The following is a 14,139-nucleotide window of genomic DNA, read 5'->3' on the forward strand; positions in this document are numbered from 1 at the left end:
TCTCGTTCTCAAATGGGTGAAATCCGGCTGGCCCGACGTTCATGGGCTTCAGGTCGTCGGACACACTGTCAAAAGTCGCGATTATGGTATCATACCGCCCCTGTTCTGTGAGCCTGCCGCTTCCGGGTGCCTCCGCACCCTGCGACAGGACGTCTCACGGCTCACTACACTGTCATACGACGCGACGAAAGGTCTGGAAGCAAGCCCATGTCAAACACGTCTCTCGAAAAGAGCAAGATCCGTATCCTTCTGCTGGAAGGGGTACACCAATCCGCTGTTGATACTCTCAATGCCGCCGGTTATACCAACATCGAGTACCTGACTCACTCGCTGGCTGAAGAGGATCTGATTGAGAAGATCGCCGACGCCCACTTCGTAGGTATTCGCTCAAGAACCCAGCTCACCGAGAACGTGTTCGAAGCGGCAAGTAAACTGGTGGCCGTCGGCTGTTTCTGCATTGGTACCAACCAGGTGGATCTGCAGGCCGCTACCCGTCGCGGCATCGCGGTTTTCAACGCACCTTTCTCCAACACCCGAAGCGTGGCCGAACTGGTTCTGGCCCAGGCCATCCTGCTCCTGCGTGGCGTGCCGGAAAAGAACGCCATGGCCCATCGCGGCGGCTGGCTCAAGTCCGCCAAAGACAGCTATGAGATCCGCGGCAAAAAGCTGGGCATCATCGGCTACGGTAACATTGGCACCCAGTTCAGCGTGCTGGCCGAGTCTCTGGGTATGCAGGTGTACTTTTACGATGTGGTCTCCAAACTCTCCATCGGCAACGCCACCCAGGTGGGCACATTGCAGGAACTGCTGAATCTGGCGGATGTGGTGAGCCTGCATGTGCCAGAAACTCCGGCCACCAGATACATGTTTGGCGCCGACCAGTTCGCCCAGATGAAACCGGGCAGCATTCTGATGAACGCTTCTCGCGGCACAGTGGTGGACATAGACGCCCTCGCACACACCCTTAAGAGTGGCAAGCTGCTGGGCGCCGCTATCGACGTATTCCCGGTGGAGCCCAAATCCAACAATGAAGAATTCGTGTCGCCCCTGCGGGAATTCGACAACGTGATCCTGACCCCACACGTGGGCGGGTCCACCATCGAAGCCCAGGAGAACATCGGCCGGGAAGTGGCTGAAAAGCTGGCCATGTACAGCGACAACGGCACCTCCGTGTCCTCCGTCAACTTCCCCGAAGTTGCTCTGCCTTCCCATCCCAACCAGCACCGACTGCTGCACATCCACGAGAACGTGCCCGGCGTCATGTCCGAGATCAACCGCGTTTTCTCTGAAAATGAAATCAACATCTGTGGCCAGTATCTCCAGACCAAGGAAGATATCGGCTATGTGGTGGTTGACGTGGACAAGGTCTATGGCGAACTGGCGCTGGAAAAGCTGAAGTCGGTCAAGGGCACGATTCGGTGTCGGGTCCTGTTCTGAGGACCGCTCTCTGGCAGGCATACGCCCCGCCAAGCCAGCGAGAAAGAAAGTGACCAGAAACCCCGCTCCGGCGGGGTTTCTGTTTCTCCAGCTGCCAGGTTTTCTGGATTGGACGCCCCCAATATCCTCAGTAGTTTCCTCAAACCTTGCTCCCCCGTTTCAGGTATCGCACACTGGGTCTTACACCGAATCTGTTGAAGTTTCATGTGGGTTGCGTTCAGACGCCCCCCAAGGAGGGACTCATGAAACAGATCAAAGCGACAACAATTCTGGCAGTGTTGGTTCTGGCCACCGCACTGAATACGGCTGCCCAAAGCGATACCAGTCGCGCGCCGCTGTTTGAAAAGCTGGGCGATCACCACCACCCAATCACTACCGACTCCGAGTTGGCGCAACGCTATTTTGACCAGGGCTTGATTCTGGCCTTTGGTTTCAACCACCCCGAAGCTCACCGATCTTTCCTGCAAGCCGCGGAGCTGGATCCCGATGCGGCCATGGCCTGGTGGGGCGCGGCCTGGGTGTTAGGGCCTAATATCAACGTGGCCATGGACCCGGAAGATGCTCCAAAAGCCTGGGAGCTGCTGCAAAAAGCCCAGGCGGTGGCGGCCAAAGTCAGTGCCAGGGAGCAGGCCTATATCAGTGCTCTGGCAAAGCGTTACGGCCCGGAGGCCATGGAGGATCGCACTCCACGCGACGACGCCTTTGCCAACGCCATGGGGCAAGTCGCCGCGGACTACCCCGAGGATCTCGATGCCCAGGTTATCTATGCCGAATCGCTGATGGATTTAATGCCCTGGGACTATTGGCAGGACAGCGGTAAACCAAAGCCGCGGAGCGAGACTGTTATCAACACCTTGAAAAGTGTCCTGCGCCGCAATCCCGAGCATCCGCATGCGAATCATCTGCTTATTCATGCGGTTGAGGCGGAACATCCTACCCAGGGACTGAAGGCGGCCGACCGGCTTGAAGATCTGGTACCCGGTGCCGGCCATCTGGTACATATGCCGGCTCACATATACATCCGCGTTGGCCGTTATCATGACGCCACCCAAGCAAATCTCCGGGCCATCGAAGCCGACCGGGAATACCTCGAACAGGTTGATCCCCAGAGCGTTTATCGGCTGGGCTACGTGCCCCACAACTATCACTTCGGCTGGTCCACCGCCACCTTTGAAGGGCGCAGCGACCTGGCGATTCGCCTGGCCCGGGAAATGGCCGATATGGTCGACCCCGAAACCATGCGCCAGCGTCCGCTGACCACGCTCCAGCATTACTGGATAACGCCTGTCTACGCCTACGTCCGGTTTGGCAAATGGGAACAAATTCTGAACCTGGAGGAGCCCGCCGAAGACCTGGTTTACCCCCGGGCGGTGTACCACTACGCCCGCGGCATGGCCTACACCCGCATGGGCAATCGCAAAGCCGCCCTGACCGAACTGGCCTGGCTGGATAAGCTGAGGGTCGATCCCAGCCTCAAGTGGGTGACCGTCTGGGACATCAACAAGAGCCGGCATATTCTGGAAATTGCCTCTCACTCGCTTGCTGGAGAAATCGCCGCTGCCGAGGGCAATTTCCCAGTCGCCATCGACTTGCTTGAGCGGGCGGTAGTGCGTGAAGACGCCCTGAATTACGACGAGCCTCCCACCTGGCATTATCCCACCCGTCAAGCCTTGGGGGCGGTATTGCTGCAAGCCAACCAGCCGGCTCAGGCGGAGCAGGCATACCGCCAAGATCTGCAGCAATTTCCCGAAAATGGCTGGTCGCTGTTCGGCCTCATGAAGTCGCTTCGTCGGCAGGGGAATAGTCAGGAAGCCGAGAAAGTACAAGGTCGCTTTTCTGAAGCCTGGCAACACACCGATCTGATTCTTACCGACTCGCGGCTCTGACAGGCTCAGGGTTTTAATCATCAAGGAGAAGAGCCATGGACAGGAAAGTTTTTGCCGTCATATTGAGTGGGCTGCTTCTGAGCGCGAGTCCGTCTGCTTTCGCTGAATCGAAAGACTCCAGTTCGGAAAACAATCGAGCGGAAATTGGCCGGGTGGACTTTCAAGCCTCCTGCGCGCCCGAAGTCCGCGACGACTTTGATCATGCTCTGGGGCTTATGCATCATATGATGTACAAACAGGCGCGGGTTAAATTCAAGGACATCACCGAGGCAGACCCCGGTTGCGCCATGGCCTATTGGGGCATTGCAACCACTTTGTTCCAGCCACTTTGGCCCGAACGACCGGATTCAGAGACTTTGCAGAAGGGCTGGGAGATAATTCAAAAAGCCCATGACAAGGCGCCGGCCGAGGGCCGGGCACGCCAGCTGATCGACGCCACGGCGGCTTTCTTCCGCGGCCCGGGAACCGCCGGCTATTGGGAACGTATTCGTGGCTGGGCCGAAGGGATGAGCCGGGCTTATGCCGCCAACCCCGACGATCACGATGTTGCCGCCCTCTATGCGCTTTCTCGGCTGGCCTTGGCGATGCAAGCCGATGGCCGAGATCCGCTTCATGACGAAGCCGAGACGATTTTGCGAACCATCTGGGAAAAGGAGCCGACTCACCCGGGTGCGATACACTATTCCATTCACGCCACCGACGTCGACGGTCGGGCCGAGAATGCCCTCGACATAGTTGAAACCTACGGGAAGATCGCGCCCGAGGTTCCTCACGCTTTGCACATGCCATCGCACATTTATGTGCGGCTGGGCGATTGGCCCGCGGTGATCAAATGGAACAAGCGCTCGGCAGCGGCCGTTCCCCGCGAACCGGTCAACGGTCTGTCCTTGCACTACCTTCATGCCATGGACTATCTGGTCTACGCCTACCTGCAACAGGGCCGGGATGATAAGGCCGAGGCCGCTGTGAATACCGCCATGGAGCAGGGCAAGCACCAGAGCAGTTTTGTCAGCGCCTTTCACACCGCCGCCATGCCTGCTCGCCTGGCAGTGGAGCAACGCGACTGGGAGCGGGCCGCCGCTCTCGAACCCCGAACCCCGGAATACCTGCCCTGGGACAATGCCAAATGGGCCGAAGGACTGGTCTGGTACGCCAAAGGCCTCGGCGGCGCGCACACCGATGGCCTGGCTCTGGCCCAACAAGCCGAGCAACGCCTGAAAACCCTGCGCGATGAAGCCGACGCCAGTGGCGAGAGCGGTTTTGCCACCAACATTGAAATTGACCGGCGCATTCTCTCCGGTTGGATAGCTTACGCCCAAGGCAAGGCCGATCAGGCTGTGGCACAAATCCATTCGGCAGCGGAGCTTGAATCCACCATCCAAAAAAGTCCCGTCACACCCGGCGCCCTGTGCCCGCCCAACGAAGCGCTCGGCGACTTACTGATGAAACTGGATCGGCCCGAGCAAGCTCTCAAAGCCTATCAGGCCTCGGACGAGATCTGGCCAGGGCGCTTCAATACTTTGAAGGGCGCCGCGCGCGCGGCTAAAGCAGCCGGCAACAAAAAGGCTGCGCGGCAATACTACCAGGTGCTGTTAGACAACGCCGGAGACTCGAAGCGGCCGCAAGTAAAAGAGGCCAGGGCTTTTCTTGAAAGCTAGCTCTCAGCTTGGGAGCCGTCCTGTTTCTCTGGAAAGAATGCGATGATGTGGCAAAAGCGCCGGCTCAGCACTAAGCCGCACGCTCCCGCTGCCCTGCCTTTGCTTTACCCGAAACTGCAGCGGAGGAGCCTCGCATACTGCCTGAAAGGCACTGCCCGGCCAGAATCCGGTAATAGCAATAAAAGAGGCTGGCGAAGCCCGAGTGGCTTTTCCCTGATTCCATGGGGCCAGATACCCTCTTCTCTTGAGATTCGCCGCACCGACCCTAATGTATTAACTGATCAAAAGGAGAATCGACCCCCTGATTCTAAAAACCTGAGCGTAAAAGGAGATATCCATGTCATTGAAAGACACTCTGACGAAAAAGCTGGAAACCCAGGCGGACTACTGGGACAAACAGATTGAGAAGATCCGGGCGGATGCTGAAGCCAAGAAGGCCGAGGCAAAGAATACTGAAGCCCAGGCGGATATCGAGCGGGAAATGTCGGAACAGGTTCAGGACCTGCAGGAAAAAGTCGACGAAGCCAGGAAAAAGGCAAAGGAAGTTCAGCAGGCTGGGGAAGATACCCTGAAAGACATGAAGAAACATATCGAGGACTGGATTCCGGGCAGCAAGTCCTGATCTGCAACGCTATACCGCATTAAAAAAAGCGCCCTTCACTATGTGAGGGGCACTTTTTTGTATTCTGCCCAGATGCGGGAATTCGACATCCCCGCCACCCGGGCTTTACTGCATTGGAACCAGCGTCAGTTCAACACGGCGGTTCTGTTCCCTGCCTGCAGGCGTATCGTTCGAGGCAATCGGATAACGCTGACCATAACCTACGGCCCGCGTGCGCTTGGGTTCGATGCCCTGGTTCAGCAGGAAATCCCTTACTGAAGCAGCACGTTTTTCACTGAGCAGCTGGTTATAGCTCTGTGCGCCGGTGCTGTCAGTGTGACCTTCCACCTGGATGATGGTCTTGTCGAACTCGTTCAGCACCAGACCTACCGACTCAAGAACGCCGGTAAACGAAGGCTTGATGGAAGCCTGGTTGGTGTCGAAGGTAATGTTGCCCGGCATGACCAGTTCAATATTATCGCCTTCGCGGATTACGCGAACACCGGTGCCTTCCAGCCTCTGCCGCAGCTGGGCTTCCTGTCGGTCCATGTAATAGCCGATACCGCCGCCAACAGCTGCTCCGGATGCCGCGCCGATCAGCGCTCCCTTGCCCCGGTCGCTCTTGCTGGAAGTGGCGGCACCAATAGCGGCGCCGCCGAGCGCACCAATGATGCTTCCCTTGGTGGCGCTGGATGTTTTCTCTTCACCGGTATAGGGGTCGTATGTCATGCAACCCCCCAGGCCAACCGTGGCAACTGCAAATGCTACTAGCGTTTTTTTCACAGAAAACTCCTGACAGAACAGACTGAAGTGAAAGCCGCCATCTTATGCCTGACGGGCCTTCGCAAAGGCGACTGCATCGTCGCCAAATGTACCAATAATCGTGTTGAAAACGGTCGCCTGAAGATCTTTCGCCTCGTTTACAAGATGATGACGCCCGTTTGGTATTCTCAGTTCCTCAGATGGAGAAAATTTATTTCTGATAATCCGCAGATTGTGCTGCCAGTCGACCGTCAGGTCCTTTTCTCCCTGTATCACAGTCACCGGGAAATCAACGGGGCGGGCGGATTCAATCCTGGGCACCCAGTCACGCAAAGCGGTCACCCAGTCTACCTGTACAGCCCTTGCCTGTAATGGGTCCACGTCCCTGAGAAATTTCAGAAAACGGACATTGCCGCTGTTCTCCGAAAACATGCGGCGCCAGCGCCTGAGAAACGGGCTGGCCACGCTGTGCAGGAGCCTCGCTCCCAGCCAGCCCATTGGCCGAACCAGTGGCGCCAGCAATACCACTCGCCGGAATTCTGAAGTCTGCCGGTCATGGCGATTCGTTAACAGATAGTCAATCAGTATACCGGCGCCGGTGCTCTGCCCTACTGCGTACCACGGCCCCTGCAGGTCTTCCCGCACTGCGTTTTTGACATCCGCAAGCACGGCCTGGTATTCGCCAAAACTTCCGATGGCTGCAGGGGTCCCGCTGGACAGGCCGTGACCCGGCTGATCATAAGTCAGTACGTCGAAACCCGCACCAAGGCACCGGTCAATGAGCTGGCTGTAAAGGCCAACATGATCGAAATAGCCGTGCAGGATAAATACGGTTCCCATGGCCCCGGCCTGACGATAATAATGCACGGCTACCTGATGGCCGCCAGCCGGAAGAACTCCCTGGCAGTAGCTGACATCCGGATGCTCGACCCACAGATCCAGGCCATAGAAACGGCAGTAGGAAAGCGCCTCTTCATCGAGCGACTGCTCAGCGCTTGGATCAAATGGCCTCAGCTGGGTCAGCATCGAAGCCCGGCCCCAGGCTGGAACGGCTATATTATCGGTTTTCCAGTACACGGAGAGTTAAACGCCTGTCATCGTCGGGATCAGAAATTCACGGCCAGTTGCAAGAGTGTGAGTTGTGCAAAGATAGCACACCAGCGACCCGGGGAGTGACCTTTAGCTGGGCGCAGGCATCCCGGCAGGGGATAATCCTCTCCCGGAGGGAAAGGAGGCATGGCCTTTTCACTGCCCGGACAGCTATGCTTCATCTTTCAGGAAGCCCGGAGAATGAGAATGATCCAGAGTGCGCTAGAGGCAGGCCTTCGTCAGACCATGCGGAGACTCGTCCGCCCGCTGCTCAACCCCCGCATCAGCCTTCCGGTGCAACGGGTCCTTATACGTCAGGCCTATCATACCTCTCGCCCACCCAGAGGTAGCCAGTTTGAGGCCTTCAAGTGCGGAGGCGTGCCGGCACGGAGGGTTACCTGCAACCGCACCGGCAAAGGTGTCCTGCTTTACTTTCACGGCGGCGGCTACATTCTCGGGTCACCGGAAACCCACCGTGGCCTCACAGGCCACCTCGCCCAGGCTACGGGTAACACGGTCATAGTCCCGGATTACCGGCTGGCTCCTGAACACCCCTGGCCTGCCGCCCTGGACGACGCCCTTGCGGCATATCAGGCACTGCTTGATGACGGGCACAGGGCCGGTGACATTGCCGTCGCAGGTGACTCCGCCGGTGGTGGCCTGACCCTTGCTCTTGCCATGCGGCTGCGGGACCTGGAGCTGCCCCTGCCCGCCTGCCTGACTGTTTTCTCACCCTGGACTGACCTGAGCAACTCCCAACTGGCCGAGCCAGATTGCGAACCGGTGCTGACAAAAGCCTGGATCGATAAAGCAGCCCGCCATTACGCAGGCGATACGCCGTTTGATGAGCCGCTCCTTTCTCCCGTATACGGGGACCTGAAGGGCCTGCCGCCTTTGCTGATCCAGGCGGGGAGCCAGGAAATTCTGCTCAATGATGCCGTGCGTCTCGCAGAGCGGGCCCGGGAGCACGACGTACATACGGTCTTCGAGATCTACAATGAGCTGTGGCACGTATTTCAGGTTCACGCCGGCCAGCTTGAAAGGGCGACCGAGGCCATCCGGGCCGCGGCATCCCATATTACGGGGAGGCAGTCGTGATGAAATACAAATAGATGCCTTCGATCGTCACCCGCAAGCTGATGAGCCTGCTCAGCAGCTAGTGTCCGCAGGCAGCTGGATCTTACCGGCGACCAGGGCCTCCTTCCTGGCCCTGGGCCACTGCTTGATCTGCCACTCCAGTTTCGAGGCGGTTGCCCGGTCCGGCACCCGGGTCTGAAAAACCAGCGTGAGAGGCCCTTTGCCCCGGAGGCTGCGGGCACCACGAGGGTAGCCCTCCTGGTGCTCGGCGAATCGCCTCTCCACATCGGTGGTAATCCCCGTATAGAGGGCGCCCCTGGCTGTCCTCACCATGTACAGGAACCACTGACTCATCCTCCTGCGGGCCCCTGGACACGGGGTGGCCGGCCAGCATGCTGCTGAAACCAGAGGCCCCCGATGATAAGCAGCAGCCCGACCCAGGTTGAGCCCAGGATCACCTCTCCCAGAATGAAATGGATGAAAATCAGTGAGAGAAAGGGGGAGATGAAAATCAGATTGCTCACCTGACCGGTGTTCTCTGCTTTCTTCATGGCCCAGCACCAGAGCACGAAGGCCACGCCCATTTCGAACACGCCCACATAGATCGCCCCCGCCAGACCCTGGAATGACAGAAAATCGAAGCCTTCCGTGAGTCCGCAGGCCAGGGCTATGACTGGCAGGCCAAAGACAAAATTGAGAAACAGGCCCACCACTGGATCACGGGTGTCCCGGGTGGCGATAATCCAGTAAGAGGACCATACGAGAGTACTGCCAAGTGCCAGGGCGACCCCGAAAGGATCGGAAAAGGTCAGAGAAAGGGGATCCCCCCGGGTGGCAATCACCACCACTCCGCCATAACAGATCAGCCCCGCAAGAATGTCTGCCAGCCCCAGTTTCTGGCCGAGAAAAGGTACCGACAGATAGGCCAGCACCAGCGCCCAGGTGTAGTTCAGCGGCTGGGCTTCCTGCGCGGGCAGACGATCAAAAGCACCAAACAGGAGAAAGTAATAAAGACAGGGGTTGATCATGCCCATCAGCAATGACTGAACGTACTGCCTGCCGCTGAGGCGAAACACCAGATGCCAGCGTTGCTGGGCCACCAGTACGCCCCCCAGAACCATGATGGAGGCAGCACAGGCGACCAGAAGTAGCTGAACCGGGGCAAGCACCTGCAGCGACAGTTTGAACGCAGTGGCAACGGTGGACCAGAGAAGCACGGCGCCAAGTCCGAGCAGCATAGCCTGGGACTGGCGTTTCATGAAGTGAAGCCGGGGCAGGTATCGCTCCTGATCAGATAGACACTGGCGGCAGGCTTCCCGCAGGGAAAATCACGAAGGCTGGCATCCTGTTCGATCAGCAGAATCCATAACTGCTTTGAGTTCATCTCAGCTTGTCCTCACGGCCTGCGAGCCGGCAAAAGGGCAACAGAGTTTCTCACAGGCTAGCTCAATGAGAAATCTCTCACGGTCAACAACCGATCTCTCCAGTTGATGCGGTGCATCTCTGATGGATTCGCCGGGGACCTGACTCCTTTCCGGCCACGTTGCATCGGCCGGCCGGGTCCGGGTCTAATATGTATCCAAGCAGCAGTTATTCTGAGGACCTCTATTGCATGACCACCTGGCTGATGGCAAATCCCAAAGCAGGTCGCGGCGAGCGCGGGGCGGATTTCTGGAAACCTCATCTTGAGGCGGCCGGCATTTCCGGCGTCCATGTCTGTGATCTGGACGCCCGGGGGTGGATGTCGAGAGTGGGGCCGGATGACCTGATTCTGGCTGCTGGTGGTGACGGTTCCGTGAATCAGGCGGCGGCTCTTTGCGCTGACATGGGGGCCACCCTGGCTGTCCTGCCTTCTGGCACAGCCAATGACTTTGCGCGGAACCTCGGATTGCCACTGAACGATCCACCGGCGATCTGTGAAATTGTGGCCCAACGCCAGACCCAGCAGGTAGATGTGGCCAGCCTGGGCGAACGGATTTTTCTGAATGTTGCCCACATCGGTCTGGGTACCCGGGCCGTGCGGGAGTCATCCAGCCGGGCCAAACGGCTGATGGGGCGTTTCAGCTATGGTGCCAGCCTTCTTCGCTCAATTTTCTCGCGTTATGGTTTCCGGGCCTCGATTGAATATGATGAGGGAATCGAGAGCGGCCGATGGCTGTCCATTGCCATAGCCAATGGAGCATTTTATGGCGGTGGAAATGAAATCCCCACGGCGGCCGTGGACGATGGCATGCTGGACATTATCGCAGTCAGGCCCAGGCATCCTTTCCAGTTGCTGGTCACCTTTCTGGCCGTCAGATTAAGACGTCGCGCTCCCCCTGAAAAGACCACCGTGGTTCACATCAGGAGTTCCCGGTGTGAGATCCGCACCCACCGGCCGGAAACAGTTACCGCGGATGGTGAACTGGTGGGGAAAACACCGCTCAGAGTGAGCTGCAGGCAGCGCTGCCTCACCGTGATCAGCCCTCATATTCAGTCTGCCTGATGGCCGGAATGACCAGCGCACCAGACTGGCATTTCATGGAACTGAACCTCCTCCGGCACCATCATCCAGCCATCGGTAAAGGGTGCGCCGGTTGACGCCGAGAATCTGGGCTGCGCGCCGCTTGTTGCCCTCCACCGCAGCAATCACCTCCTGTACGTAACCCTCCTGAAGCTGCTCCAGCGTCGGCCAGGTTGCCAGGTTGTCACCCCTTTCCTCACCAGCACTGGACGCACCACTGCCCGAACGCTGGCGAATCCGGGCGGGCAGGTGTTCCGGCCGCACCAGATCCCCATCACAGAAGGTCACAGCGCGTTCAATGGCACTGGCCAGTTCCCGGACGTTGCCGGGAAACGGATAGTCAGCAAGGATCTGGCTGGTCTCTTCGCTCAGCCGCATGAAGCCGCGGCGGTGGCGTTCCGCAGCCTCCTCCAGGAAGTTCACCGCCAGCAGCTCTATATCATCACCCCGCTCCCGAAGGGACGGAACCTGCAACAGCAGCGTCTCCAGCCGGTAATACAGGTCTTCCCGGAATCGACCTTCCTCCACCGCCTTGAGCAGATCCACATGGGTAGCGGCAACTACCCGGACATCCACGGGCTCCTCCTGATCTGCCCCCACCGGCTTGATCCGGCGCTCCTGCAGAACCCGTAGCAACTTGGCCTGAAGCGGCAGAGGCATCTCACCAATTTCATCCAGCAGCAGTGTGCCACCGGTAGCCTCTGAAAACAGGCCTCGTCGCGCCTGTTTTGCCCCGGTGAATGCCCCCGCCTCATGGCCGAAAAACTCGCTCTCCATGAGTTCGGGGGGTATGCCCGCACAGTTGATGGGAACAAACGGACCTTCGCTGCGGTCACTTTCCCGATGGATGGCCCTGGCCACCAGCTCCTTGCCGGTACCGCTTTCGCCGGTTACCAGTACCGCGGCCTGGCTGCGCGCAATCTGGCTAATCTGCCTGCGGAGATTCACCATCGGTGGGCTCTCCCCCACCAGATCATTCCATGCCGCTTTTTCCTGCTGGGACCTGTAGCGCGCCAGTTCGTCCATGACAGCCGCGTGAGCCAGCAGGCGTCCGACCTTGAGACGGAGATGGTCCGTGGACAGCGGTTTGGTCAGAAAATCGTCCGCGCCAGCCTTGAGAGCCTCCACAGCCTGACCAACAGTTCCGAATGCGGTGATGATGATGAATGGCACGGCATGCCCCTCGGCACGCAGGCGCTGCAGAAGCACAAGGCCGTCCTGGTCCGGCAGACGAAGATCGGAAACCACCAGATCTGGCAATTCCGCCCTTGCCAGCGCCGAGGCTTCTTCACAGGTTCCTGCCGCCTCCAGCAGATAGCCGTCGGCCTCCAGCTCTTCACACAGAAGATTGCGCAGGCTGGCATCGTCTTCAACCAGTAGAATCCGTGGCTGTTTCACATTCATGTCAACTTCTCCCGGGCGCGCCCGCTGTCTTTTTCCTTGCCCCCGGAATGCGGGAAAAACAGGCTCATGCGACAGCCCCCCAGGGCGCTGTCCGACACTTCTATGCGGCCTTCGTGTTCCTTGATAACACTGCTCACCATCGCCAGGCCAAGGCCGGTGCCTTCGCCGGCCGGTCTGGTACTGTAGAATGGCTCAAAAATCTGGCCCCGCTGCTCTGCTCCTATACCCGGCCCGTCATCTTCCACCCGCACCTCCCAGGCCGCAGGATGGAAAGCAAGGGTCACCCTGGTACGACTCTGCGCAGCCTGACAGGCATTGCGAATCACGTTGATACAAGCGAGATTCAGACGCGTGGGCTCCGCATCAACCCAGGCTGTCTGGCCGAGGCCGTAAACCAGCAGCTCACTGGCCTGGCACCTGGGATCCCCGAGGATCTGCATCACCGTCTCCCGCAGGGTCAGCCCGAGGTCGATCGGACGCCTTGAATCCGGCACATGACGAAAGCAGTCCAGCAGCTGCTCGATGATACGGGTCATGCGCTGAACCTGACCGCTGATGTCCGCAAGCTGGCGCCGCTGGTCGGCAGATGTCGCGGAGCGGGAAAGGATACTGGCCCGGCCTTCGATAACGCTGAGGGGCGCACCCAGCTCGTGAGCAACTCCCCCTGCCACCCGGCCTATCATGGCAATCTTCTCCTGATATTCCAGCCGTTTAGCCAGGGCCCGCTCCCGCTCCATGCGATCAAGAATTTCGCTTTCGGCTTCGGCCATACGCCGGGCAAGGTTTGTCAGACCTTCATGAATATCCCGGATTTCCCGGGGTCCGGAGGCTTGCCGGTTAAGCACCCAGTGGCCGGGCGCCAGGTTTTCCATGGAACCAAGCAGTCTTCTCACGTGGCGGCCGATGGCACCGTAATGGCCCAGCACAACCACCAGGGTGACAATCAGGGAGAGCACTGACCATATGCCTGTGGCCCAGATACGGACACTGGCCAGTTGCTCCTGGAAGTCACTGCGCTTTCTGGTGATCTGCAGCAACCCCTGTATGCGGCCATCCCGTGCGATCAGCGGGGTAAACTGGGAAAACACATCGGTACCCTCGACCTCCCGGAATCCACCACCGAGCTCCCGACTGTCGATCACCTCGGCCGCCCGCCGGCTTCGGTTAAGATCGGGATCCGTCACGCCCAGGCTGGCAATCTGTCGGCCCTCCTGGTCATAGACGGAAGCGCCGTACACCCGCCCGATGCGGAAAACCGACTTGAGGGTCTCTCCGAGCACTATTTCATCCCCGTCCGACATTGCCTGGGAAAGCGGACCGCTTGCGGCCCGGGCTACCAGTTCCAGGTCTTCCCGCAGGCGTTCTTCCAGCATTTTCTCCACTGCTGACAGGCCCGTATAGATGGCGATGCCGCTCAAAAGCATGAGGGGCAGCACAATACTCATCACCAGGTTCAGACGCAGGGATGCCAGCACGGGTCGCGCGAATGAGAGCTTTCGGATCATGGAAGCTTCCAGGAAAAAATGTCACACATTAATGTCACATGTGGCATTTTGCCACAATAGGGATTAAGAGTCCGTCATCTAGAAAAAGTCGCAGGCTTCTGTTTTACAAGGATTTTATAACATTATCTCTGCTTAGGCCCAAACTGGCATGAACCTTGTACTCTTGTCAGTGCAGACAGAGAAAATGTCGAAACCAATATTCAGCTGAAAGAGAGGA

Annotated in this window: 13 protein-coding genes; 6 read left to right on the top strand and 7 right to left on the bottom strand. The window is 58.6% G+C overall.

What is annotated here, in order from left to right; all coding sequences use genetic code 11:
• Window positions 1–207 precede the first annotated feature (207 nt).
• The 4 genes from serA to LG327_RS17835 all read left to right on the top strand — a co-directional run bounded on the left by serA (window position 208) and on the right by LG327_RS17835 (window position 5,603).
• Complete coding sequence (gene serA / locus LG327_RS17820; RefSeq protein WP_404364004.1) at window positions 208–1,437, top strand: phosphoglycerate dehydrogenase; 1,230 nt, start codon at window positions 208–210, stop codon at window positions 1,435–1,437.
• Window positions 1,438–1,679: 242 nt separating this feature from the next.
• Window positions 1,680–3,323, top strand: a complete 1,644-nt coding sequence (locus LG327_RS17825) for a tetratricopeptide repeat protein (protein WP_404364006.1) — start codon at window positions 1,680–1,682, stop codon at window positions 3,321–3,323.
• Window positions 3,324–3,358: 35 nt separating this feature from the next.
• Window positions 3,359–4,981: a hypothetical protein gene (locus tag LG327_RS17830; protein WP_404364008.1), complete on the top strand. Its 1,623-nt coding sequence runs from the start codon at window positions 3,359–3,361 to the stop codon at window positions 4,979–4,981.
• Window positions 4,982–5,318: 337 nt separating this feature from the next.
• The gene (locus LG327_RS17835) at window positions 5,319–5,603 is read left to right on the top strand and encodes a hypothetical protein (RefSeq protein WP_404364009.1); all 285 of its coding nucleotides are present in this window, start codon (window positions 5,319–5,321) and stop codon (window positions 5,601–5,603) included.
• A 105-nt stretch (window positions 5,604–5,708) separates the two neighbouring features.
• Here LG327_RS17835 and LG327_RS17840 read toward each other — a convergent pair whose 3' ends face one another.
• Together LG327_RS17840 and LG327_RS17845 are read right to left on the bottom strand one after the other, a co-directional pair.
• The gene (locus LG327_RS17840) at window positions 5,709–6,311 is read right to left on the bottom strand and encodes an OmpA family protein (RefSeq protein WP_404369541.1); all 603 of its coding nucleotides are present in this window, start codon (window positions 6,309–6,311) and stop codon (window positions 5,709–5,711) included.
• Between the two features lie 96 nt (window positions 6,312–6,407).
• The gene (locus tag LG327_RS17845) at window positions 6,408–7,421 is read right to left on the bottom strand and encodes an alpha/beta hydrolase (RefSeq protein ID WP_404364010.1); all 1,014 of its coding nucleotides are present in this window, start codon (window positions 7,419–7,421) and stop codon (window positions 6,408–6,410) included.
• A gap of 213 nt (window positions 7,422–7,634) precedes the next feature.
• Between LG327_RS17845 and LG327_RS17850 the strand changes: the two genes are divergently transcribed.
• Window positions 7,635–8,531 (top strand): alpha/beta hydrolase, encoded by an 897-nt coding sequence (locus LG327_RS17850; RefSeq protein ID WP_404364012.1) that lies wholly within the window; start codon window positions 7,635–7,637, stop codon window positions 8,529–8,531.
• Window positions 8,532–8,582: 51 nt separating this feature from the next.
• Here LG327_RS17850 and LG327_RS17855 read toward each other — a convergent pair whose 3' ends face one another.
• From LG327_RS17855 to LG327_RS17865, 3 genes are read right to left on the bottom strand one after another with little or no spacing between them, the layout of a single operon-like run.
• A complete protein-coding gene (locus LG327_RS17855) occupies window positions 8,583–8,864 on the bottom strand; it encodes a GIY-YIG nuclease family protein (RefSeq protein ID WP_404364014.1) in 282 nt (93 codons plus the stop codon).
• Complete coding sequence (locus tag LG327_RS17860) at window positions 8,861–9,769, bottom strand: DMT family transporter (RefSeq protein ID WP_404364016.1); 909 nt, start codon at window positions 9,767–9,769, stop codon at window positions 8,861–8,863. The genes LG327_RS17855 and LG327_RS17860 overlap by 4 nt, the downstream gene beginning before the upstream one ends.
• Window positions 9,766–9,894: a hypothetical protein gene (locus LG327_RS17865; RefSeq protein WP_404364018.1), complete on the bottom strand. Its 129-nt coding sequence runs from the start codon at window positions 9,892–9,894 to the stop codon at window positions 9,766–9,768. The genes LG327_RS17860 and LG327_RS17865 overlap by 4 nt, the downstream gene beginning before the upstream one ends.
• Before the next feature lie 228 nt (window positions 9,895–10,122).
• Between LG327_RS17865 and LG327_RS17870 the strand changes: the two genes are divergently transcribed.
• Complete coding sequence (locus LG327_RS17870; protein ID WP_404364019.1) at window positions 10,123–10,995, top strand: diacylglycerol/lipid kinase family protein; 873 nt, start codon at window positions 10,123–10,125, stop codon at window positions 10,993–10,995.
• Window positions 10,996–11,028: 33 nt separating this feature from the next.
• On the opposite strand, the gene LG327_RS17875 is transcribed toward LG327_RS17870, so the two are convergent.
• Window positions 11,029–12,417 carry a sigma-54-dependent transcriptional regulator gene (locus tag LG327_RS17875; RefSeq protein ID WP_404364021.1) on the bottom strand — a complete coding sequence of 463 codons (1,389 nt, stop codon included), beginning with the start codon at window positions 12,415–12,417 and terminating at the stop codon, window positions 11,029–11,031.
• Window positions 12,414–13,922 (bottom strand): ATP-binding protein, encoded by a 1,509-nt coding sequence (locus LG327_RS17880; RefSeq protein WP_404364023.1) that lies wholly within the window; start codon window positions 13,920–13,922, stop codon window positions 12,414–12,416. Before LG327_RS17880 ends, LG327_RS17875 begins: the two co-directional genes overlap by 4 nt.
• Window positions 13,923–14,139 lie beyond the last annotated feature (217 nt).

The sequence above is a fragment of the Marinobacter sp. genome, from assembly GCF_044799475.1.
In the GTDB taxonomy this organism is placed as follows: Bacteria; Pseudomonadota; Gammaproteobacteria; order Pseudomonadales; family Oleiphilaceae; genus Marinobacter.

Coding starts and splice junctions, on each gene's coding strand:
- LG327_RS17860 (WP_404364016.1), bottom strand. CDS start 9,769: ATGAAACGCCAGTCCCAGGCTATGCTGCTCGGACTTGGCGCCGTGCTT.
- serA (WP_404364004.1), top strand. CDS start 208: ATGTCAAACACGTCTCTCGAAAAGAGCAAGATCCGTATCCTTCTGCTG.
- LG327_RS17875 (WP_404364021.1), bottom strand. CDS start 12,417: ATGAATGTGAAACAGCCACGGATTCTACTGGTTGAAGACGATGCCAGC.
- LG327_RS17880 (WP_404364023.1), bottom strand. CDS start 13,922: ATGATCCGAAAGCTCTCATTCGCGCGACCCGTGCTGGCATCCCTGCGT.
- LG327_RS17830 (WP_404364008.1), top strand. CDS start 3,359: ATGGACAGGAAAGTTTTTGCCGTCATATTGAGTGGGCTGCTTCTGAGC.
- LG327_RS17865 (WP_404364018.1), bottom strand. CDS start 9,894: ATGAACTCAAAGCAGTTATGGATTCTGCTGATCGAACAGGATGCCAGC.
- LG327_RS17855 (WP_404364014.1), bottom strand. CDS start 8,864: ATGAGTCAGTGGTTCCTGTACATGGTGAGGACAGCCAGGGGCGCCCTC.
- LG327_RS17850 (WP_404364012.1), top strand. CDS start 7,635: ATGAGAATGATCCAGAGTGCGCTAGAGGCAGGCCTTCGTCAGACCATG.
- LG327_RS17825 (WP_404364006.1), top strand. CDS start 1,680: ATGAAACAGATCAAAGCGACAACAATTCTGGCAGTGTTGGTTCTGGCC.
- LG327_RS17840 (WP_404369541.1), bottom strand. CDS start 6,311: ATGACATACGACCCCTATACCGGTGAAGAGAAAACATCCAGCGCCACC.
- LG327_RS17870 (WP_404364019.1), top strand. CDS start 10,123: ATGACCACCTGGCTGATGGCAAATCCCAAAGCAGGTCGCGGCGAGCGC.
- LG327_RS17835 (WP_404364009.1), top strand. CDS start 5,319: ATGTCATTGAAAGACACTCTGACGAAAAAGCTGGAAACCCAGGCGGAC.